This window comes from Streptomyces sp. NPDC127097 (assembly GCF_042724075.1).
Taxonomy (GTDB): Bacteria; Actinomycetota; Actinomycetes; order Streptomycetales; family Streptomycetaceae; genus Streptomyces.
Genome location: NZ_JBHXFI010000043.1, coordinates 1 through 21653 on the forward strand (window position 1 = coordinate 1; position 21653 = coordinate 21653).

A 21653-nucleotide genomic window follows, 5' to 3' on the forward strand; every position below is an offset into this window, starting at 1 on the left:
GGGTAGGGGTGTGGGACGTAAAGCGAAGCAGTCCCACACCCCTACCCCGGAGGCCCGTCACCGCACCCGACACCCACCCGGCCCGCCGCAGGCGCAACGGCGAGAAACCACCACGGCGGGAAAGAAAACAACGTGGGCTAAAGCTCGACCTCTCGCATCAGCATGCCGACCTCCGTGTTCGTCATCCGGCGGAGCCAGCCTGACTTCTGGTCGCCGAGGGCGATGGGGCCGAAGCTCGTGCGGACGAGCTTGTCGACCGGGAAGCCGGCCTCGGAGAGCATCCGGCGCACGATGTGCTTGCGGCCTTCGTGGAGGGTGACCTCGACGAGGTAGTTCTTGCCGGTGTTCTCCACGACCCGGAAGTGGTCGGCGCGGGCGTAGCCGTCCTCCAGCTGGATGCCGTCCTTGAGCTGCTTGCCCAGGTCGCGCGGGAGCGGGCCCTGGATCGCGGCCAGGTAGGTCTTCTTGACGCCGTAGCGCGGGTGCGTCAGGCGGTGGGCCAGCTCACCGTGGTTGGTGAGCAGGATGATGCCCTCGGTCTCGGTGTCGAGACGGCCGACGTGGAACAGCCGCGTCTCGCGGTTGGTGACGTAGTCGCCCAGGCACTGGCGGCCGTCCGGGTCCTCCATCGTGGAGACGACGCCGGCCGGCTTGTTCAGCGCGAAGAAGAGGTACGACTGGGTGGCGACCGTCAGGCCGTCGACCTTGATCTCGTCCTTCTCCGGGTCGACCCGGACGCCCTGCTCCATGACGATCTGGCCGTTGACCTCGACCCGCGCCTGGTCGATCAGCTCCTCGCAGGCCCGGCGCGAGCCCATCCCGGCCCTGGCCAGCACCTTCTGGAGCCGCTCGCCGTCCTGGTCGCCGAACGTCTTGGGGGTCTTGATCTGCGGCTTGTTGTGGCGGGCGCGGTTGCGCTCCTCCACCTGGGCGTCGTACTCACGGGGCCGCGCGGGCGCCTGGCCACGGCCGCGCTGCGGGCCGCCCTTGGGGCCGCCCTTGGCACCGGGGCCGGACTTGGCTCCGGTACGGGGCCCGCCCTTGGCGCCGCCACGGGCCGCCGCGCCCCGGCTGCCGGTGCTCTTGGAGCCACCGCTCTTGGCGCCGCCGCGCTCGTCCTTGCCGCCCGGGCCGCCGGTTCCGCCCACGTCGTAGCGGCGCTCCTCGGGACGGGGACGGCCGGCCCGCTGCTGCTTGTCGTCCCTCTTCCCCCCGGCCTTCGGCTGGGAGGTGCCCCCACCCGCGCCGCGGTAGTTGCCCCGCCCGCTGTCGTTGTTCCTGCCGCTGCTTCGCATCAATGATCCGTCTGAGAGTCGCCGCTGTCGTCTACGTCGAACGACGGGATACCTTCCGGGGAATCGCCCTCGACCGCGTCCGCCTCCGGGAGGAACGGTGCGAGCTCAGGGAGCTCGTCGAGGCCGCGCAGGCCCATCCGCTCCAGAAAGTAATTCGTCGTCCTGTACAGGATCGCACCTGTTTCAGGTTCCGTCCCCGCCTCCTCCACCAGGCCGCGCTGGAGAAGCGTGCGCATCACACCGTCACAGTTCACGCCGCGTACGGCCGAGACTCGGGAACGGCTGACCGGCTGACGGTACGCGACCACGGCCAGAGTCTCCAAAGCTGCCTGGGTGAGCCGGGCCTGCTGCCCGTCTAGGACGAAGCTCTCCACCGCGTCCGCGTAGGCGGCACGGGAGTAGAAGCGCCAGCCGCCGGCCACCAGGCGCAGATCGAAACCGCGCCCCTGGCGGGTGTAGTCGTCGGACAGTTCGCGCAGCGCCAGCGCGACCGCACGGCGGGGCCGCTCCAGCACCCTGGCCAGGTGTTCCTCGGTCGCGGGCTCGTCGACGACCATGAGGACGGCCTCCAGCGCGGGCTTCAGCTCCAGCTCGGCGACGACCGGCGTCCCGGCCGGCGCCCCGGGCCGCTCCCCGGGGGTGCCGCCCGTACCGGTCTCCGTGATGTCGTACGCCTCGCCACCGGCCGCGCCGCTCATGCCCGCTCCTCTCCTGCTCGCTCTGCCCGCGCCGCCTCAGCGACGCGCTGTGCCGGTTCCTGGTCGAACTCGTCGGTGACCACCGGCTCGGCCCCCTCCGCGCCCGTCCAGCGGACCGTCAGCGCCCCCAGGGCCTCGTCCTGGTCCAGGACCACCACCCGCTCGCGGTAGAGCTCCAGCAGGGCCAGGAAGCGCGCCACGACGGTGAGGGTGTCCGGTGCGTCCGCGCACAGCTCCTGGAAGCTGCTCTCGCCCGCCTCCCGCAGCCGCGCCATCACCACCTCGGCCTGCTCCCGCACGCTCACCAGCGGCGCATGGATGTGATCGACGTAGACCTGCGGCCGCGCCCTGGGCTGCATCGCCTTCACCGCGAGCTTGGCGAAGCCCTCCGCCCCGGTGCTGATCACGACCTCGGGCAGCAGCTCGGCCAGCCGCGGCTCCAGGCCGACCGTACGCGGATGGCACCGGGCCTCGTCCGCCAGCCGGCCGCTGAAGATGTCCGCGATCCGCTTGTAGGCGCGGTACTGGAGCAGCCGGGCGAAGAGCAGATCACGGGCCTCCAGGAGCGCGAGGTCCGCCTCGTCCTCCACTTCGGCCGCGGGCAGCAGCCGGGCCGCCTTCAGATCCAGCAGCGTCGCGGCCACGACCAGGAACTCCGTGGTCTGGTCCAGGTCCCAGTCCGGCCCCATGGCCCGGATGTGCGCCATGAACTCGTCGGTCACCTTCGACAGCGCGACCTCGGTGACGTCCAGCTTGTGCTTCGAGATCAACTGGAGGAGGAGATCGAAGGGGCCCTCGAAGTTGTCGAGGTGGAGGGTGAAGCGACCGTCGGTGCTTTCGGCGTTCTCGGGGTGATCGGGGTGCTCGGGGTTCCCGAGGTGCTCGGGGTTCCCGAGGTGCTCGGGGTTCCCGAGGTGCTCGGCGCTCTCGCTGCCGTTGGCGTGCTCGGCACCCTCGCCCGTCCCGCCGTTGTCGCCGCTCTCGCCACTCTCGGGCGCGGTCTCGGTGGGAGCGGTGCCGGGGACGCTCGCGGGTTCCTCCCCGGCGACGGACGCCTCCGCCGCAGCGGAAGCCTCCGGCATCTCGGTCGGCGCGGACCCGTCCGACACCTCGGCCGTCCCGGCCTCCTCCGGCCCCTCGGAGGCCCCGGCCTGCCCGGCCACCTCCTTCGCCGAAGGCGACGCGGGCGCCTGGGGTCCGTCCGGCACCCCGGGCCCCTCCGGCGCCACGGCCGCCCCCGGTGACACCCGCCCCGCGCCCGCCCCGCGGCCGAGAGGTCTGCGGGTGCGGGGCGCGGGGGATTCGTCGTTGGTCGTCGGCATCGCGGTCCATGGTGCTGCGGTCCCGTGCCGGGGGCGACGGGCTGGTCACGGGCGGGAGACCCCGCCGAGGAGGCAGGCTATCCCGGCCCACCCGGCGTGACGTTTCCGCACCGCGGCGGCCGACGCAGGAAATTCCCGGCCGTGATCTACGGATGACCACGACGGCACGCGCACACGGACCGTGCGCAGCGGGCGTCAGCGGCCCCGCAGCCGCCGCACCAGGATGCTGGCGTCGCCACGCGACTCCAGGTCGGCGAGGACGACGGCGACCGCCTCGCGGACGATCCGGCCGCGGTCGACGGCGAGGCCGTGTTCGCCGCGCAGCACCAGCCGCGCATGTTCGAGGTCCATGAGCTCCTCGGCGGAGACATAGACGGTGATCTTCTCGTCGTGCCGTTCCCGGCCGCTGGGGCGGCGGTTGGCGCCGCGGGAGCCGCGGCGGCGGCCCTGGCCACCGGTCTGCCCGGTCGCGGCGGCCGGCTCGGAACCGGCCTGGCCGCCCTTGGCCGCCTTGGCCCGGTGACCCTGGGCGGTCTCGCCGTCCGTCTCGCGGCCGCCGTGCTCGGCCGGGGGGCCGACGGCGGGCACCCGGGGCGGGGTGGCCGGCCCGCCGTCACCGGCCGTCGCCGCCGGGGTGTCCGAGCCGCCGGCCCCGGGCCGACGCTGCCGTACCGCGGTGGCCGCCTCCGGCCCGTCCGCCGCCGGATCGGGCTCGCCGGCCGGTGCGGGCACCCGGGGCGCCTCGCCGCCGGCCGGGGAGCCGTTCGCCGATCGACGGGGGCTGGAGGGCTGTAGCCCCACTCCCCCGGTGGTACGGAACAGTTCGTCGGCTCCCGGCAGACTCACTCGGCGTGACACCGGGCGAGCACCTCCCTGGCGAGCTGACGATAGGCGGCGGCACCCACGGAGTTGGAGGCGTACGTGGTGATCGGCTCACCCGCGACGGTGGTCTCCGGGAAGCGGACCGTACGGCCGATGACGGTGTGGTAGACGTGATCGTCGAATGCCTCGACGACCCGCGCCAGGACCTCACGGCTGTGCACGGTGCGGGAGTCGTACATCGTCGCCAGGATGCCGTCCAGCTCCAGCTCGGGGTTGAGCCGCTCCTGGACCTTCTCGATGGTCTCGGTGAGCAGCGCGACACCGCGCAGCGCGAAGAACTCGCACTCCAGCGGCACGATGACCTTGTGAGCCGCCGTCAGGGCGTTGACGGTGAGCAGGCCGAGGGAGGGCTGGCAGTCGATGACGATGTAGTCGTAGTCGGCCAGCAGCGGCTTCAGCGCACGCTGGAGCGTCGACTCGCGCGCGACCTCGCTGACCAACTGCACCTCTGCCGCTGACAAATCGATATTGCTGGGCAGCAGGTCCATGTTGGGGACCGCGGTCTTCAGCAGCACCTCGTCGGCCGACATGCCCCGCTCCATGAGCAGGTTGTAGACCGTCAGGTCGAGCTCCATCGGGTTGACGCCGAGTCCGACCGACAGGGCGCCCTGCGGGTCGAAGTCGACGAGCAGCACCCGTCGTCCGTATTCGGCGAGCGCGGCGCCCAGGTTGATGGTCGAGGTGGTCTTGCCGACCCCGCCCTTCTGGTTGCACATCGCGATGATTTTGGCGGGGCCGTGGTCCGACAGCGGTCCCGGGATGGGGAAATAAGGGAGCGGGCGTCCGGTCGGGCCGACGCGTTCGCGACGCTGGCGCGCGGCGTCCGGCGCGAGCGTCGCGGCGTATTCGGGGTCCGGCTCGTACTCCGCGTCCGGATCGTAGAAGTGCCCCTCGGGCAGGTCGTCGTAGTCGGCGAGACGGGCGGGTTCTCCACTGCCCCGGTCGCCGGCCATGGCGTTCACGTGATGGCCGTCCATGCTCTGGTGGGCTGTCGTGGAAATACTCTGATGGGCTGCGAAGGTATGGACCGCAACGGAGCCGACAGCCTCGCGCCCCGAAGGATCCTGGTCCCGTGCAACCACTCCTGGTTGACCGCCTCCGGGAGTAAATGTCGACTCATTCACAAGTCGTCTTACCTCCTTGGACGTGACCAGGAAACTTTATCGATAGGTCAGCGTGGCACCATGCCGACGGTTGGCGACTCTATGGCGTGTCGGGCGTCCGCAGCAACACAATCCACCGGACCCGGCACGATGTGTCGGTAACCGGACCCCCCGATGTCAAGGGCGCAAGCGGTATCGGACCGATGTTTCAGGGGTGCGCGAATCGGTTAAAGGGTTACGTTCGCGGCGAGTTGAGTGCCGGCGGCCCGGAGGGCGGCGCGCCGCGGGTCGCACACGCGACCGGCCGGGCCTTGTCGACAAGGCCCGGCCGGTGGTGCGGCGTTGACGTCCGCGGTTGACGTCTCAGCCGAGGAGGGTGCGCAGTTCGACGTGCTCCAGGCCGTGCGCCTCGGCGACGGGGCCGTAGACGACCTTGCCGTCGTGCGTGTTCAGGCCCTTGGCCAGCGCCGGGTCACGGCGCAGCGCCTCGACCCAGCCGCGGTTCGCCAGCTCCACGATGTAGGGCAGCGTGGCGTTGGTGAGCGCGTGGGTGGAGGTGTTCGGCACCGCGCCGGGCATGTTGGCGACGCAGTAGAAGACCGAGTTGTGGACCGGGAAGGTCGGCTCGGCGTGCGTGGTGGGACGGGAGTCCTCGAAGCAGCCGCCCTGGTCGATCGCGATGTCGACAAGAACACTTCCGGGCTTCATCTTGGCGACGAGCTCGTTGGTGACCAGCTTCGGCGCCTTGGCGCCGGGGATCAGGACCGCACCGACGACGAGGTCGGCGTCGACGACGGCCTTCTCCAGCTCGTAGGCGTTGGAGACGATCGTCTGCACCTTGGTGCCGAAGATCTTGTCGGCCTCGCGGAGCTTGTTGATGTCCTTGTCGAGCAGGGTGACGTGGAAGCCGAGGCCCACGGCGATCTGAAGCGCGTTCCAGCCGGAGACGCCACCGCCGATGATGACGGCCTTGCCCGCGTGGACACCGGGGACGCCACCGGGCAGCACGCCGCGACCGCCGGCCTGGCGCATCAGGTGGTAGGCGCCGACCTGCGGGGCGATACGGCCCGCGACCTCGGACATCGGGGCGAGCAGCGGCAGCTGGCGGCCGGCCGTCTCGACGGTCTCGTAGGCGATGGCGGTGGTGCCGGACTCCAGCAGGGCGTCCGTGCACTCCTTGGACGCGGCCAGGTGCAGGTAGGTGAAGAGCGTCTGGTCCTTACGGAGGCGGTGGTACTCCTCCGCGATCGGCTCCTTGACCTTCAGCAGCAGGTCAGCGGTGCCCCAGACCTCATCGGCGGTGTCCAGGATGGAGGCACCGGCGGAGACGTACTCCTCATTCGTGATGGACGAGCCGAGACCGGCGTCCTTCTCGATGAAGACCTGGTGGCCGTGGCGGACGAGCTCGTGGACTCCGGCGGGCGTGATGGCCACACGGAACTCGTTGTTCTTGACCTCGCGGGGGATACCGACCTTCACGTCGATCACGGTCCTTGAAAGAGAGGGTGCAGGAGGAATTATCCCCTCATGCGTTGCATGACGGAACTGACCGCGCCGAACGCGGCCCAGCCAGTCTATTGAAGGAGCTCTTCTTGTCTAGCCTTGCAAAGCATTAATTCTCACGAGAAGCACTACCGATTTCGTAGGTCACTCGGGATGATCTCCGAGGAGTCGCTCTCCAGCGGCACGATGGAGCCGTGCCGCGGCCGGATCTCCGAGCCGGTCGAGGGTGTCCGCAATCCGCAGCTGAAGGGCCGCCTCCAGTCGTCCGTCGCCCGCTTTCCGGGCGGTCTCCAGGGCTTCGAGGCAGGTCCGCAGGGCGTCCTCGGGCCGTCCCGCGTACTCCTGCACCCGGGCCAGCTCACCGGTCGCCCGCGCCTGGCCGGCCACGTCGCCGAGCCTGCGGCAGGCCCCGACGGCGGCCCGCCACGCCTTGAGCGCCTCACTCCACCGGCCCGCCTGGCTGAGCGCGCCGCCGATCCGGCCGTGCAGCCGCGCCGCGTCCGCGGCCTCGCCCCGGGCGAGCCGCAGCTCCAGGGCCCGGCCGTACCAGTCGGCGGCCCGCTGCCCGTCGCCCAGCTCGGCGTACGCGCCGCCCAGCGACTCCAGCGCCCGGCCGGTGGCCATCGGGTCCTTCACCGAGCGGGCCGCCTCCAGCGCACCCCGGTAGCGGGTGGCCGCCTGTGCGGTCCGGCCCGCCTGGCCGTCCAGGTCCCCGAGGTTCAGGAGGGCGGCGGCCCGCTCCCGCGGCAGCCCGCGCCGCTCGGCGACCCGGAGGACGAGCCCGTGCAGCGCGTAGAGGTCCGGCGCGGCGGCCTCGGCGCCCTGGTGGGCCAGCAGCGTCCGGGTCAGCGCGGCCATCAACCGCCGGTCCAGGGTGTCGAGTTCACCGTCCGCGACGGCGATCCGGGCGGCGTCGAGCAGGGCGCCGCGGCGGCTGCGCAGCCAGTGCGCGGCGGCGGCCCGGGAGCCGAAGCGCAGCGCACGCGGCAGCCCCGCGGTCTTCTGCCGGGAGGGCGAATCGGCCGGCTCGCCCATCGCCCGGCAGGACTGAAGCAGCCTTACGGTCCGCTCCAGCATCCGGGCGCGGGCCAGCTGGACGTCGGCCGGGCGCTCGTGCTCCGTCAGCAGATCGCGCACCAGCGGGCCAAGACAGCCGGGAAGGCGGTACGGGAGATACAGGGCGGCGTCGGGCGCCCGGGCGCCGGGGACCTCGTCGTCCTCGGCGGTGACCGGCCGCAGCAGCCCGAGCGCGGCGAATTCACCCAGCGTCGTGGTGGCCACCGCCACCGAGCAGCCGGCCAGCGCGGAGGCGATGTGCGCGTCCACCAGGCCGCCCGGGGCCAGGGTGATCAGCCGCAGCATCCGGGCTGCGGGCGCCGGCAGCGCGTCATGGGCGAGGCGGAAGGCGCGGAACAGCGGCCGGGCCCCGGTGGGCAGGTCCGGCGGCAGCGCGACGGCGTGCAGCGCCTGGTACAGATCGGCGACCGAGGACATCGGGCGGGCGGCGAGCCAGGCGCCGGCCAGCACCAGGGCGGCCGGCTGGCCGCCGCACTCCTCCACCACGCGGTCGGCGGTCCGCGGGTCGACGGTGATCCGGGTCGGCCCGGCGTAGCGGCTGAGAACGGCGACCCCGGCCGCGCTGTCCAGGCCGCCCAGGGCGCACGGCCGGACGTCGGGAATGCCGGTCAGCGGCCCCTGCGAGACCACCACGACCAGGCAGTCCGGGGCGTCCGGGAGCAGCGGTTCGACCTGGTCGGCGCCCGGTGCGTCGTCCAGGAAGAGCAGTGCCCGGCGCCCGGCGAGCGCCTCGCGCAGCCGCTCGGTCAGCTCGTCCTCGGGGGCGCCGGGCGGGGCGCCGGTGCCGAGCGCGGCCAGCAGCTCCCGTGCGGTGTGGCCGGTGTCGGCCGGTGCGCCGTCCGGACCGGTCAGGGTGGCCCGCAGCACCCCGTCGGGATGGTCGCCGGCCAGTTCCCGCAGCAGCTCCTCCGCCAGGGCCGTACGGCCGGAACCGGGGCGCCCGGCGATCAGCAGCACCCGGCTGCGGGCGCCCTTACGGCCGGAGAGGGTGTCCAGGCCGGCGCGGGCGATATCGGCGTGCAGCGCCTTGAGCTCGCGGCGCCGCCCGGTGAAGCCACCGGGGGCAGGGGCGACGGCGGTCGCGGGAAGGGCGGGGCGGGCGGCGGCACCGTCCTGGCGGGGCGCCGCGCCGCGCGGTCCGGGCGCTGTCGTGGCAGCCGCTCTCGCCGCCTCCGGCGGGACGTGCCCCCCGCCCACCGCCTGGTCCGTCACCGGCTCACGCTCCCGTCCACCTGCGCGTACGAATCCGCCGCTGGGGCGGACGCTGCCGAGCGTAGTTCACGGCACGTCACGTCTCGTGCAGCGCAGGGCGGTTACGTCACCCGATCGGATCGGCGGATCATCCGACGGGCGCGTCGTACGGCGGGGGCGGGCCCGTCGGTCAGTTCTCGAAGGGGCGGGCCGGCCACGGTGCGTCGGCCGGGCGCAGCGCGTCCAGACCCGCACCGGCCCGGGCCGCGGTGAGGGCCAGCACCCCCACGACGAGGCAGTTGTTGTGCAGCTCACCGGCGAGCGCGCCACGGACCAGCTCGTCCTGCGGCACCCGCGCCAGCTCCATGTCGGCCTCCTCCTCGGAGACCTCGAAGCGCTCGCCCTCGGCCTCGGACAGATCGCGGGCGAGGAAGATCCGCACGGCCTCGTCGCAGCCGCCGGGCGTGGTGTAGACATCGGTCAGCACCCGCCAGTCCTCGGCCTTGACGTGCGCCTCCTCGTACAGCTCGCGCTGCGCGGCGTGCAGCGGGTTCTCCCCGGGGATGTCGAGCAGCCCGGCGGGGATCTCCCACAGCTTCTGGCGTACGGGGTGGCGGTACTGGCGCAGCACCAGCACCCGGCCCTCCTCGTCGAGTGCGAGGACGGCCACGGAGCCGGGGTGGACCTGGTAGTCGCGGGTGACGGTGCCGCCGTCCGGCATGACGACCGTGTCGGTGCGCACGCTGGTCTTGTTTCCGGTGAACGGCGTCGTGGTCGCGGTGACCGTCCACTCCTCCGGGGTGTCCTTGATCGCCATGGCGCGTCCTCCTGTGTGTGCCTGTACCAACGCAGAAACCGGGGCACGACCTGCGGGAGGCCGTACCCCGGCAACCGTATCCGCCGTGGTGTCCGCTACTTCGCGGCGCCCGTCTTGCGCGCGACCGCGGCCTTCACCAGCCCGGCGAAGAGCGGGTGCGGACGGGTCGGGCGGGAGCGCAGCTCCGGGTGCGCCTGGGTGGCGACCAGGTAGGGGTGGATCTCGCGCGGGTACTCGACGTACTCGACGAGCTTGTTGTCCGGGGAGGTGCCGGAGAACAGCAGCCCGGCCTTCTTCTCCAGCTCACCGCGGTAGGCGTTGTTGACCTCGTAGCGGTGGCGGTGGCGCTCCTCGACGTAGGGCTGGTCGTCGTAGACCTCGCGGACGATCGAGCCCTCGGCGAGCTTGGCGGGGTACATACCCAGCCGCATCGTGCCGCCCATATCGCCCTCACCTGCGACGATGTCCATCTGCTCGGCCATCGTGGAGATGACCGGGTCGGCCGCGGCCGGGTCGAACTCGGTGGAGTTCGCGCCCTGGATGCCGGCCAGGTTGCGGGCCGCCTCGATGACCACGCACTGGAGGCCCAGGCACAGGCCGAGCAGCGGGAGCTTGTTCTCCCGGGCGTAGGTGATCGCGCCGACCTTGCCGTCCACGCCCCGGTCGCCGAAGCCGCCGGGGATGCAGACCGCGTCACAGTCCGCGAGCTGCTCGGCGGCGCCGGCCGGGGTCTTGCAGTCGTCGGAGGTGACCCACTTCACCTTCACCCGGGCCTTGTTCGCGAAGCCGCCGGCCCGCAGCGCCTCGGTGACCGAGAGGTAGGCGTCGGGGAGGTCGATGTACTTGCCGACCAGCGCGACCCTGACCTCGTGGTCGGGGTTGTGGACGCGGTCCAGCAGGTCCTCCCACTGGGTCCAGTTCACGTCCCGGAAGGGCAGGTCCAGCTTGCGCACGACATAGGCGTCCAGGCCCTCGGTGTGCAGGACCTTGGGGATGTCGTAGATCGACGGGGCGTCGATCGCGGCGACCACCGCGGCCTCGTCGACGTCGCACATCAGCGAGATCTTGCGCTTGATGGCGGTCGGCACCTCGCGGTCGGCGCGCAGCACGATCGCGTCGGGCTGGATACCGATGTTGCGCAGCGCGGCGACGGAGTGCTGGGTCGGCTTGGTCTTCAGCTCACCGGACGGGCCGATGTAGGGGAGCAGCGAGATGTGCACGACGAAGACGTTGTCCCGGCCGACCTCGTGGCGGACCTGGCGGACGGTCTCCAGGAACGGCAGCGACTCGATGTCGCCGACGGTGCCGCCGACCTCGGTGATGACGACGTCGACGTCCTCGGTCGCCATCCGCCGGATGCGGTGCTTGATCTCGTTGGTGATGTGCGGGATGACCTGCACGGTGTCACCGAGGTACTCGCCGCGCCGCTCCTTGGCGATCACGGTGTTGTAGACCTGGCCGGTGGTGACGTTCGCGGAGCCGTCGAGGTCGACGTCCAGGAAGCGCTCGTAGTGACCGATGTCCAGGTCGGTCTCGGCACCGTCGTTGGTGACGAAGACCTCACCGTGCTGGAACGGGTTCATCGTTCCGGGGTCGACGTTCAGATACGGGTCGAGCTTCTGCATCGTGACCCGCAGGCCGCGCGCCTTGAGGAGAGCACCCAGGCTGGAGGCGGTGAGCCCCTTGCCGAGAGAGGAGGCGACGCCCCCAGTGACGAAGAGGTGCTTGGTCGTCGTGGATTTGGGCGGCATGGCCAAGAGGGGGCTCCCGTGGTCGCGAGGTGGAGAGGTGCGAAGCGGCGCCGTCCCGGTTTTCAGGGGTGCCGTCGCTGCGGTTCGGGGGTTCTCGTGACCACCGGTCCACGGGGTACCAGGCTATCAGCGACCGGGCATGGTCGTGTCCGGCCACACACGGCGACCGTGCGGTCACGGCCGAGGTGACGGTGTCACGTGACGGAGGCCACCCGTTCGGAGCACTTCAGTCCTTGCGAGCGTCACGCGGATCACCCACCTGCGTCGTATCCTGCTCGGACACGCGCTACGAGCCGTCCGGGAAGGCACCACCCCCGCCCGATTTCCGGTCCAGCTGCTCGGCGACGTTTCATGGGCAGGACGGACCAATACATACGTCCCATGGGGGGCGTGACTCCAGTTCGACGGGAGACGCACGTGGCCGGGCGCATCGAGGACTACGCACTTATCGGCGATATGCAAACCGCCGCTCTAGTGTGCCGGGACGGCACGGTGGACTGGCTGTGCCTGCCCCGCTTCGACTCGCCGGCGGTCTTTGCGGGGCTGCTGGGCACGGAGGAGCACGGATTCTGGCGGCTGGGGCCGGTCAACGGCCCCGGAGGGCGGCCCGCACCGGCCGACCGCCGGCGCTACCGGGGCGATTCGCTCGTCCTGGAATCGGAGTGGGACACCCCGCGCGGCACCGTCCGCGTGATCGACTTCATGCCGCCCCGTGACGGGGCGCCGCAGCTGATCCGCATCGTGGAGGGCGTCAGCGGGCGCGTCCCGATGCGCTCGGAGCTGCGGATGCGGTTCTCCTACGGCTGGGTCGTGCCGTGGGTGCACAAGATCGACGACCGGACGGTGGCGGTGGCCGGGCCCGATTCGGTGTGGCTGGACACCGAGGCGGAGACCTACGGCAAGGACCTGACGACGTTCTCCGACTTCACCGTTTCCCCGGGTGAGCGGGTCGCGTTCACGATCAGCTGGGAGCCCTCGCACAAGCAGCCGCCGGCCGTCGCCGACCCGGAGGGGTCGCTGGAGGCCACCGAGGAGTTCTGGCGCGAGTGGGTCGAGCACTGCACGTACCACGGCCCCTACCGGGACGCGGTGGTGCGCTCGCTGATCACGCTGAAGGCGCTGACCTACGCGCCGACCGGCGGAATCGTGGCGGCGCCGACGACCTCACTGCCGGAGTGCCTGGGCGGGGTCCGTAACTGGGACTACCGCTTCACCTGGCTCCGCGACGCGGCGATCACCCTGTCCTCCCTGCTGCGCACCGGCTACCGCGAAGAGGCGCGGGCCTGGCGGGAGTGGCTGCTGCGGGCGGTGGCCGGCGACCCGGACAACCTCCAGATCATGTACGGCATCGCGGGCGAACGGGAGTTGGGCGAGAACGAGCTCACCTGGCTTCCCGGGTACGAGAACTCCCGCCCCGTACGGGTCGGCAACGGCGCCGCGGGACAGCTCCAGCTCGATGTCTACGGCGAGGTCACCGAGGCGCTGCACCTGGCGCACATGACGGGGCTGGCCCGTAACGACTACGCCTCGCTGCTCCAGCTCAAGCTGATCCAGTGGGTGGAGAAGCACTGGGACGAGCCGGACGAGGGCATCTGGGAGGTCCGCGGCCCGCGCCGGCACTTCGTCCACTCCAAGGTCATGACCTGGGTCGCGGTCGACCGCACGGTCAAGCTGATCGAGTCCGGGGACGTCGACGGACCGCTGGAGCGCTGGAAGGATCTGCGCGAGACGATCCACCGGGACGTCTGCGAGAACGGCTACGACAAGGAACGCAACACCTTCACCCAGTCCTACGGCTCGCAGGAGCTGGACGCCTCGCTGCTGCTGATCCCCCAGATGGGCTTCCTGCCGCCGGACGACAAGCGCGTCATCGGCACCATCGAGGCCATCCAGCGGGAACTGTCCACCGAGGACGGCTTCGTGCTGCGCTACCCGACGTCGGGTGCGCACGATCTCGGGGTGGACGGCCTCGAAGGCGAGGAAGGTGCCTTCCTGGCCTGCTCGTTCTGGCTCGCGGACGACCTCGCGATGATCGGCCGGGTGGACGAGGCCCGCAAGCTCTTCGAGAAGCTGCTCTCGCTCCGCAACGACCTGGGCCTGCTCGCGGAGGAGTGGGACCCCAAGGCCAAGCGGCAGGTGGGCAACTTCCCGCAGGCATTCAGCCATGTTCCGCTGATCGACACCGCGCTGCGGCTGACGGCCAGTGGGGCTTACGGAGGTTAGCGCCCTGTAGGTTTCCAGATCCCGTGGCCACTTTCCATTAACGATGGCCACCGCGTGGCCAATAGGCCACGGAGATGGAAATCATGCTCCGTGGACGAGTAGTTCCCCTCTTCGTGTACAGGACCTCCCCGGTCGGCGTCTCCACTGCCGGCCGGGGCAGAACCCCAGCGTTCGGCGGCGGCCAGTGGGGCCGCCTCGGAAATCCCGGGGGTTGGTGGTCCGATGGGTACAGCGGTGGCCGCGCCGGTACGGCTGAGTGTCCGGCGTGGCGACGGGGCCGTGGTAGAGGACCTGGAGTGGCCGTCGGTGCCGCTCGGGCTGCTGCGGGAGGCCCGGCCGTGGCGGACGTTCCGCTGGTTCAAGGGGCAGCAGCACTACTCGGGCACCTACTGGTCGGCCACCGTGGGCGATCACGTGATCTACGAGTCGCGCCTGGAGCTGGGGCGGCTGATGTTCGCCGACTTCGCCCCGGAAGTGCGGCACATCGTCGCCCAGCCGTTCCTGCTCAAGGCCGATATCGATGGCAAGGTCCGCAAGCACATCCCGGACTATCTGCTGCTCACGGACGACGGTCCGGTGGTCGTGGACGTCAAAACGCGGCACCGGCTTGAGAAGCCGGAGGTCGCCTGCGCCTTCGCCTGGACGCGTGAAGCGGTCACGTCGCGCGGGTGGCGGTACGAGGTGTGGAGCGAGCCGGATCCGCACGTGTTGGAGAACGTCCGGTTCCTGGCCGGCTATCGCCGCGCCTGGCTGTTCGACCCTGACCTGGTGGCCGCTTTGCGGGCCGCTGATCTGGACGGGATGCCTCTGGGCGATGCCTTCCGGCTGCTACCGGAGTGTCCCCGGCCGCTGGTGAAGTCGGCGGTGCTGCACCTGCTGTGGTCCGGGCATGTGACGACCGCGCTGGACCGGCCGCTGAGCGCGGGGCACGTGCTGCGGAGGGCCGCATGAGCGGTGCGGGGACGAAGCTGGGGGTCGGGACGCGCTTCCGGCTGGACGGCGAGACGGTCGAGGTCGTGGAGTTCGCCAGCCTGGCCACGGGCATGGAGGTCGTCCTCAAGGACGGCCGTGACCGACTGGCCCGGGTGTCGCTGCGTGAGCTGCTGACCTCCGATCGCGCTGAGCTGATCCACCACACATCGGGCCCGTCCTCCACCGACGACGAAGACCTCGCGGCCGTCGTGCTGAACCGGCTGACCAAGGACGAGAAGAAGGAGGTCTTGGAGCGGGCCGAGCATGTCCGGGAGATGCTGACGGGCTACCGCTCCGGCAGCGAGGACCTTCCCCGGCCCGACGAGCCACGGCCTCAGTATGCCCCTGGACTGCCGCTGAAGGTTCGGTATGAGGCCAAGGCGGCGGAACTGGGGGTGTCCGCCCGGTCGACGCGCCGGTGGGCACAGGCCTTCCGTGAACACGGCGAGGCTGGCCTGGTGCCGAGGACGGCGAGGGCGGACGGCGGGCTGAGCAACGCCGATCCGCGCTGGGTCGAGGCCGCGGAGGAGGTGCTGAACGAGTACGAGGAGGAGTCACGGCCCTCGGTGAAGGTGGTGCTGGAAGAAGTCGAGGCACGCGTCAAGACCAAATTCAAGCTGGTCAAGGTGCCGGTGCCGCCTCAGACAACGGCCTACCGGTGGATGCAGGAGCTGGAGCGGCGCCATCCGACGTTCCGGCTGAGTACCCAGCGAAACCGGGACATCGCCGACCGCCCGCGGGGCGTCTACGGGAAGCTGCGGCCCACGCGTCCGGGCGAGTACGTGCTGATGGACACCACGCGACTGGACGTGTTCGCACTCGACCCGGTGACGCTGCGGTGGATGCAGGCGGAGCTGACCGTCGCAATGGACTGGTACACCCGCTGCATCATCGGTCTGCGGGTGACTCCCGTGTCGACGAAGGCCATCGACGCAGCAGCCGTCCTCTACCAGGCATACCGCCCCCAGCCGGTTCCTGAGAGCTGGCCGAGGGAAGCGGCCTGGCCCGAGCACGGCATTCCGCGCGGGGTGCTGCTGGAGGCCGAGGCCGTCCACGGACCCCTCACCGGGGTCTGGGGCCCGAAGGTGGCTCCGGAGACGTTGATCGTCGACCACGGCAAGATCTACCTGTCGGCGCATTTGACCAGCGTCTGCCGCCGGATGGGGATCTCGGTGCAGCCGGCGAGGCTGCGCACGGGCCGGGACAAGGGGCCGGTGGAGCGGTATTTCCGCACGCTTCGGGAAGACCTGCTGCAGCGGCTGCCCGGCTACAAGGGACCCGACATCCATTCGCGCGGCCTGAACCCGGAAAAGGACGCCTTCTTCTTCCACCACGAGCTGGAGGCGATCATCCGCGAGTGGACCGCGGTGACGTATCACCGCAGGCCACACGAGGGCCTCCTCGATCCGCACCTGCCGAAGGTTGACTTGTCTCCTGCGGCAATGTTCGAGCATGGGCTCGCGCGGGCGGGTTACATCGAGGTGCCCCGCGACCCGCACCTGGCCTACGAGTTCCTCGACGTCACGATGCGCACCGTCCAACACTACGGGGTCGAAATCAACAGCCGCCGCTACAACGGCGACTGCCTCGACGGGCTGCGGGACATGGCCGGCTCCGACATCGACCTGGACAAACGACGGCTGCCGTTCTTCGCAGACCCCGACGACGTCACCCGGATCCACTTCAGGGACCGCGAACGCGTCTGGCACACCCTTAAATGGGAGCACGCGCCCAGCCTGGCCATGCCGCTGAGCGAGGAGGCGCTGCAGTTCGCCCGGCGTCTGGCGGCGAAGGAGTACACCTATCCCGATGACCGGCTCGCCATCGCCCTACTGCTGAAGCGTTGGAACCTGGGGCTGGGCACTTCCCTGGTCGAACGGCGGATGGCGCTGCGACTCTCCCGCGAACAAGTGGCTCTGGATCTTCCCGAGCAGCCGGTCGACGACGTCAGTTCGCTGCCGTCGGTCGCCCGCGTGCTGTCCCTTTTCGAGCAGCCGGCGCCTCCGGTGATCGAGGCCGTCCAGGACCGGAAGCCGGAGGCCGGTGATGACGACGCCGACGGCCTGGAGGAGTTGGAAGAGGAACTCGACTTCTACGCCACAGCCTTGAAGGACATCGATGACGACGAATAAGCCGACCCGGGTCCAGGCCGAGGAAGCCGATCTGCGTTCCCGGCTGGATCACCTCACGCTGTCCCGCAAGGAAGGCTTCGGACGCCTGGCCGACGCGCCGCGCAGGAAGCGACCGGAGCTTCTGTCCCGCCGCCAGCTGAAGAAGCTGGGCAAGGAGGCGCTTACCGAATACAACCGCGACCGCCGCAAGTGGCACGCGAACCTCGGCCCGCTGGGAACGCCGCAAATGAAATCCCTGCACGAAGACCTCTGGGACATCTTCGACAGCAACGACCAGGACAGCGACAAGGTTAAAGGCGGCATCGCCCTCGACGCCTTCCCCGGGCTGGGAAAGACCACAGCCGTGCTCGCCTTCGCCAAAAAGGTCCACCGTCGCATCATCGAAGAGGAGGGAAAGTACACCGACGAGGGACACGAACGATGGCCTATCTGCCGTGTCGGCTTGACCAGCAACACCGGAATGCGCGACTTCAACCGGGCGATTCTTGAGTACTACGGCCACCCCGGCCGTTTCCGTGGGACCGCCGCTGAGTTCGGTTACCGCGCACTCGATTCGGTCCTGTCGGCGGAAACAAAACTTTTGATCGTTGACGACCTACACTTCCTGAAGTGGCGGAACAAGAACGGGATCGAAGTCAGCAACCACTTCAAATACATTGCCAACGAATTCCCGGTCACCTTGCTCATGATCGGCGTCGGTCTGGAAAAGCGGGGCCTCTTCAGCGAAGGGTCAAGTTACGAGGACGCAGTTCTCGCGCAGACCGGACGCCGCACCACCCGGCTCAACATGGACCCGTTCACCATCTCCTCCGAGATGGGACGGAAGGACTGGCGCGACACCCTCCTCGGGATCGAGGAACGCGTCGTTCTCGCGGACAAGTACCCCGGAATGATCGCGGACGATCTATCCGATGAGCTCTTCGCCCGCAGCACCGGACACATCGGCTCGCTCATGACACTGATCAACCGCGGCTGCCAGAGAGCAGTACGCACCGGTGCCGAACGCCTGGACAAGGAACTGCTGGACCAGGTGAAGAACGACGCCGCGTCCGAGCAGGCACGCGAGGAACTCCAGCACGCCCTCGCCTCCGGCCGGCTGGTCAGCCGACCGAGAAAGGAGGCGGCATGAGCGAACCGCGCACCCTGGCGATCCGCGTCCTGCCACGCCCCGGGGAAAGCCTCGATAGTTGGCTGGAGGCCCTCGCCCGGCGCTCCTGGACCTCGCTCTCGGCTCTGCTGGACGCCTTGGGCCTGCCCGACGTGCCGGCCCGGGAGCGAACGAGCCGTCTCGTCACCTCACCGTCGGAGGGGGCACTTCGACGGCTGGAACGGCAGGTGACGCTGTCTCCCGGCTGCCTTGACGATGCCGTCCTGCCCGCCGAGATCTTCGGCCGCCGGGCGCCCGGCTGGCAGTTCTGCCCGCAGTGCCTGCACGACGGCGAGGGCCGCTGGCCGACGCTTTGGTGGCTGCCGTGGGCTTTCGCCTGCACCAAGCACCATGCCCTTCTCCACCGCGTCTGTCCGAGCTGTGGTCGCGAACCGCGTTACTTCCTGCCCAGGGCCGTGCACTTGCACTCGCCGGGACGCTGCATGCGCCGGACCGGCAGAAGGAACGTCTGCGGCGCCGACCTGAGCAGCGCGCCGCGGCTCAACCTCGGTCACAACCATCCGATCGTCCAATCCCAAACCGAGATCAACGGCATCGCCCTCCATCCGTTCAGCTCCGCTGACGCCGTCTTCGTCGAGGTGGACCGCCTGTTCTCCGGGCTCGCCGGGGTCCTGGGGCCGTCCGACCTGCGGAAGATGAGCGCCACCTGCCGTTCCGCCTGGGAAACCGCGTTCACGGACGCCACCGACTCACAGTCGCCGTTGGGCGGCTGGCGCTTCCATGAACGCCGTGTCCGGATCCTGACGCCCGAATTCCTACAGCGCGAGTACACCGAGGGCGGGAAAAGCTTGGCCACCATTGCCAGAGAAGTGGGCATGCCCATCGCGCACGTGGTCCGCCACACCAAAAACCTCGGTGTCTCCATCCACAGAGGAGGAACTCGCCCGCCGGTATTCAACGACGACTGGCTTCGCGAGCAATACGTCACGCATAAACGGACCGGCCGTGACATTGCCGAGGAAGTCGGCACCAACTGCGAGACCGTCCGACGCCGGCTCGAACAACTCGGAATCCAGCGCAGGCCATCTGGCCGCAGTATCCCCGCTCTCATTACGAAGCTCGATGCATCAATTCCGCCCGACATTCGAGCAGCAGCGGAAGAGACACTTAACGGCTGGCGACGCCTACGCCGTTTCGAGATCAGCATGTTCTTTCCCACTCTTACAACTAGCGCCAGCTACCTCGGCCTCATGCCGGGCACGCTCACCACGCAGCTCGACCAGTTGGAGTGCGCTGTTGGAGCCGAATTGTTCCGCCGGTCGGTCCGACACGCGCCGCAGAGCCCAACTAAACGAGGAGCGCGTCTCCTGCGTGATCTCGACCGCGATGACGTCCGAAAACTTATGCATGCCGCGCTCGGATCGAACATCGAGAAAATCCCCGACCAAGACGCGATCAATTCCGCAATCGCCACAGTCGACGGTGAGCGCGGCGCGCTGACCAACCTTCACAGCCGCTCCCAGTACGGCGACCGACTCCGCATCCCTCCCCCCATGTTGCCGCTCCTGAGGCATCTCCTCGCTCGCAGAGATCAGGAGAGTTACCTAGCACAGATCCACGCCACCACCTGCATACCGATGACCACGATCTTCAAGCAGCTCAAACGCCTCGAAGAAGCCGGCTGGCTCGTGGGTCGTCTTGAAACCGCGCATGAACGACAAGGATCCAGACGACGCCGCACGTACTACACGTTGACCTCCTCAGCACGGCAGGCCGCCAGTCAGCACATACGAACTCTTTAGCAGGTCGAGGCGGGCAGGGGAGCCGCCGAGACGAGATCCGAGGATCTTGCCAGTCGTCACATTCTTCTGACGCTTCTGAGCACGGTCTCGCCTCCTTTCCGTTGCGGGAGTTGCCGCCATCTTGCCCGCCGGACGTGCTTGTCATAGCCGAGGCGGTCGGTGATCTCGCCCTTGAGGGCGGATTCCAGCAGTCGCTTGGTCAGCTGCTGCAGCAGCCCGCCGTCGCCGGTCAACTGTGGGTCGTCGGCCTGGGCCCGCCCCACCAGCTCGTCGATCAACTGGTCATCCACAGACTTCACCGGTGCGACCTCTGCTGCCTCCGCGGTCCTGAGCTCGGTCACGCTCTCACCGGTGCATGCTTCTGATCGGGAGTTACACGAATGACTTACTGCCGCGCAGTACCTTTATTGGCGTCGTCGCAAGCGAGCAAAGCGCTTCAGTAGTGCACGGTTCGCGAATCGTCAGATGCTCGAAGCCGCAGATGGCACAACGGCCCATGACAGCCCCCCTAGGTCGAGTCGGCGGCGTGCACGTGTTACGGCCACGTATGCGAGGCGGGCGTCAGTGTCCTTGACGGGTTCCGGGATTGGGCGGCCCTCTGCGTCCTGTTGGTCAGTGTCCTTAGGTGGCGGAAAGTCCTCACCAATGCGGACGGTCGGCCATTCACGGCCCTTGGCCTTGTGGGCAGTGGACACGATGACGTCGGCATGGTCCTCGTCAGTGAGCTCGTCGACCGCAGTGAGAATGGCGTCCGGACCGTGCGTGTCGACGAGGTCGACGAAGGGCTGGAGGTCTCCGCCGGCAGGATCGTAAGCCGCATAGTCCTGCACCTCCCCCCAAGAGGCGAAAAGGACGAGCTCCGAATGGTTGGTACGGCGGCCTTCCTTGAGGTCACGAGCCGCCAGCGCAAGTGCGGCAAGCGTGTGGCCACCGCGGGCCAGGGCGACCCGGCGGCCTGCGGAGAGGAGACGCATGACCTCGGCCATGGCGCCGATGTTGGTGCGGCACAGCACCGCGTCCGGGTGTGTGACGTCGCCGACTTCGGTGGGGATCGAGTCACTGCCGGTGAGACGGATAGGTGCCTCGGCAAGTTCGAGCCAGTGGTTGGCATGCTCGGCGAGACGAGGACCGAAGCGGAAGGAGCGGGTGAGCGTGAGCGCTGTGGCGTCGAAGTCGGTCATCACGTCGCGCGCACCGCGCCAGCCGTAGATGGCCTGGGCAGAGTCGCCGACCATGACGAGCTGGGCGTGATCGCGCTGGGCATTGAAGACCTGCTCAAGCACCGGGTTGGTGTCCTGGGCCTCGTCAAGGAAGAGGAAGTCTGCATCCATCTTGGGCTCAGTCAGGGCCCACATCTTCAGGTAGTGGTCGTGTTCGAAGCGGACCACGCCCCGCTCCGGATCCTGTAGATCGGCCCAGGACCTTGGCCGCGAACGGCATGACGAAGTCCGTTAGCTCGGCGTGTTCGTCGTTCGCTCTCAGTCGGCGAAGGCGCGGCACGTGGTGGCGAGCCAGCGCTCGATCGGCGGAGTAGCAGAAGCGTGTCACGGTTCGTAGCGCCGTGTGAGAGAGCGTCTTGTGGCTGATGTCGTGATCACCGATGCGGACGGGCCGGGTGATACCGAGGGCCTGCCCAGTCTTCCAGGCCGGCTGGCGTGGGCCGTTCAGTCGACTCACATAGCGGTGCCCGAGCTCCGCACAGTGTGATCATCAGGGTGTGTTGCTCACTGCCGTGTCCGGGCGCTCAGCAGCGCTCGAGCATCTGGCGGGACATGCC

General features: G+C 69.5%; 15 protein-coding genes and 1 pseudogene. 5 read left to right on the plus strand and 11 right to left on the minus strand.

From position 1 onward, the window contains the following. Positions 1–137: 137 nt before the first annotated feature. The 9 genes from ACFWJW_RS27090 to ACFWJW_RS27130 all read right to left on the minus strand — a co-directional run bounded on the left by ACFWJW_RS27090 (position 138) and on the right by ACFWJW_RS27130 (position 11639). On the minus strand, positions 138–1295 hold the full coding sequence (locus tag ACFWJW_RS27090; protein ID WP_387246292.1) for a pseudouridine synthase: 1158 nt from the start codon (positions 1293–1295) through the stop codon (positions 138–140). After that, positions 1295–1993, minus strand: coding sequence for an SMC-Scp complex subunit ScpB (gene scpB, locus ACFWJW_RS27095; protein WP_387246294.1), 699 nt, complete (start codon positions 1991–1993; stop codon positions 1295–1297). The genes ACFWJW_RS27090 and scpB overlap by 1 nt, the downstream gene beginning before the upstream one ends. After that, on the minus strand, positions 1990–3315 hold the full coding sequence (locus tag ACFWJW_RS27100) for a segregation/condensation protein A (RefSeq protein WP_387246296.1): 1326 nt from the start codon (positions 3313–3315) through the stop codon (positions 1990–1992). The genes scpB and ACFWJW_RS27100 overlap by 4 nt, the downstream gene beginning before the upstream one ends. A 195-nt stretch (positions 3316–3510) precedes the next feature. Then, positions 3511–4173 (minus strand): hypothetical protein, encoded by a 663-nt coding sequence (locus tag ACFWJW_RS27105; RefSeq protein WP_387246298.1) that lies wholly within the window; start codon positions 4171–4173, stop codon positions 3511–3513. Continuing rightward, positions 4158–5174, minus strand: a complete 1017-nt coding sequence (locus tag ACFWJW_RS27110; RefSeq protein WP_018087947.1) for a ParA family protein — start codon at positions 5172–5174, stop codon at positions 4158–4160. Before ACFWJW_RS27110 ends, ACFWJW_RS27105 begins: the two co-directional genes overlap by 16 nt. Positions 5175–5663: 489 nt before the next feature. Continuing rightward, a complete protein-coding gene (gene ald / locus ACFWJW_RS27115) occupies positions 5664–6779 on the minus strand; it encodes an alanine dehydrogenase (RefSeq protein WP_042157652.1) in 1116 nt (371 codons plus the stop codon). A 168-nt stretch (positions 6780–6947) separates the two neighbouring features. Next, on the minus strand, positions 6948–9092 hold the full coding sequence (locus tag ACFWJW_RS27120) for a tetratricopeptide repeat protein (RefSeq protein WP_387246300.1): 2145 nt from the start codon (positions 9090–9092) through the stop codon (positions 6948–6950). 169 nt (positions 9093–9261) lie between these two features. Next, on the minus strand, positions 9262–9888 hold the full coding sequence (locus ACFWJW_RS27125) for an NUDIX domain-containing protein (RefSeq protein WP_387246302.1): 627 nt from the start codon (positions 9886–9888) through the stop codon (positions 9262–9264). Between the two features lie 95 nt (positions 9889–9983). Next, on the minus strand, positions 9984–11639 hold the full coding sequence (locus tag ACFWJW_RS27130; protein ID WP_387246304.1) for a CTP synthase: 1656 nt from the start codon (positions 11637–11639) through the stop codon (positions 9984–9986). A 381-nt stretch (positions 11640–12020) separates the two neighbouring features. Here ACFWJW_RS27130 and ACFWJW_RS27135 point away from each other — a divergent pair, with 381 nt between their 5' ends. From ACFWJW_RS27135 to ACFWJW_RS27155, 5 genes are all read left to right on the plus strand, one after another. After that, entirely contained in the window at positions 12021–13862 is a 1842-nt protein-coding gene (locus ACFWJW_RS27135; protein WP_387246306.1) for a glycoside hydrolase family 15 protein, read from the plus strand. Positions 13863–14084: 222 nt separating this feature from the next. After that, positions 14085–14813, plus strand: coding sequence for a TnsA-like heteromeric transposase endonuclease subunit (locus ACFWJW_RS27140; protein WP_387246308.1), 729 nt, complete (start codon positions 14085–14087; stop codon positions 14811–14813). A 65-nt stretch (positions 14814–14878) separates the two neighbouring features. After that, entirely contained in the window at positions 14879–16966 is a 2088-nt protein-coding gene (locus ACFWJW_RS27145; RefSeq protein ID WP_387246310.1) for a transposase, read from the plus strand. Continuing rightward, positions 16953–18095 carry an AAA family ATPase gene (locus ACFWJW_RS27150; protein WP_387246312.1) on the plus strand — a complete coding sequence of 381 codons (1143 nt, stop codon included), beginning with the start codon at positions 16953–16955 and terminating at the stop codon, positions 18093–18095. The genes ACFWJW_RS27145 and ACFWJW_RS27150 overlap by 14 nt, the downstream gene beginning before the upstream one ends. After that, positions 18092–19876 carry a TniQ family protein gene (locus tag ACFWJW_RS27155; protein ID WP_387246314.1) on the plus strand — a complete coding sequence of 595 codons (1785 nt, stop codon included), beginning with the start codon at positions 18092–18094 and terminating at the stop codon, positions 19874–19876. The genes ACFWJW_RS27150 and ACFWJW_RS27155 overlap by 4 nt, the downstream gene beginning before the upstream one ends. 56 nt (positions 19877–19932) lie before the next feature. Here ACFWJW_RS27155 and ACFWJW_RS27160 read toward each other — a convergent pair whose 3' ends face one another. Beyond that, positions 19933–20217: a hypothetical protein gene (locus tag ACFWJW_RS27160; RefSeq protein WP_387246316.1), complete on the minus strand. Its 285-nt coding sequence runs from the start codon at positions 20215–20217 to the stop codon at positions 19933–19935. A 120-nt stretch (positions 20218–20337) separates the two neighbouring features. After that, positions 20338–21574, minus strand: a pseudogene (locus ACFWJW_RS27165) (UvrD-helicase domain-containing protein); the annotation flags it as partial. Between the last annotated feature and the right edge of the window lie 79 nt (positions 21575–21653).

Excerpts from the sequence above, each read along its gene's own strand:
- ACFWJW_RS27150 (WP_387246312.1), top strand. The coding sequence starts at position 16,953 with ATGACGACGAATAAGCCGACCCGGGTCCAGGCCGAGGAAGCCGATCTG.
- scpB (WP_387246294.1), bottom strand. The coding sequence starts at position 1,993 with ATGAGCGGCGCGGCCGGTGGCGAGGCGTACGACATCACGGAGACCGGT.
- ACFWJW_RS27110 (WP_018087947.1), bottom strand. The coding sequence starts at position 5,174 with ATGGACGGCCATCACGTGAACGCCATGGCCGGCGACCGGGGCAGTGGA.
- ACFWJW_RS27100 (WP_387246296.1), bottom strand. The coding sequence starts at position 3,315 with ATGCCGACGACCAACGACGAATCCCCCGCGCCCCGCACCCGCAGACCT.
- ACFWJW_RS27130 (WP_387246304.1), bottom strand. The coding sequence starts at position 11,639 with ATGCCGCCCAAATCCACGACGACCAAGCACCTCTTCGTCACTGGGGGC.
- ACFWJW_RS27090 (WP_387246292.1), bottom strand. The coding sequence starts at position 1,295 with ATGCGAAGCAGCGGCAGGAACAACGACAGCGGGCGGGGCAACTACCGC.
- ACFWJW_RS27135 (WP_387246306.1), top strand. The coding sequence starts at position 12,021 with ATGGGGGGCGTGACTCCAGTTCGACGGGAGACGCACGTGGCCGGGCGC.
- ACFWJW_RS27125 (WP_387246302.1), bottom strand. The coding sequence starts at position 9,888 with ATGGCGATCAAGGACACCCCGGAGGAGTGGACGGTCACCGCGACCACG.
- ACFWJW_RS27140 (WP_387246308.1), top strand. The coding sequence starts at position 14,085 with ATGGGTACAGCGGTGGCCGCGCCGGTACGGCTGAGTGTCCGGCGTGGC.
- ACFWJW_RS27155 (WP_387246314.1), top strand. The coding sequence starts at position 18,092 with ATGAGCGAACCGCGCACCCTGGCGATCCGCGTCCTGCCACGCCCCGGG.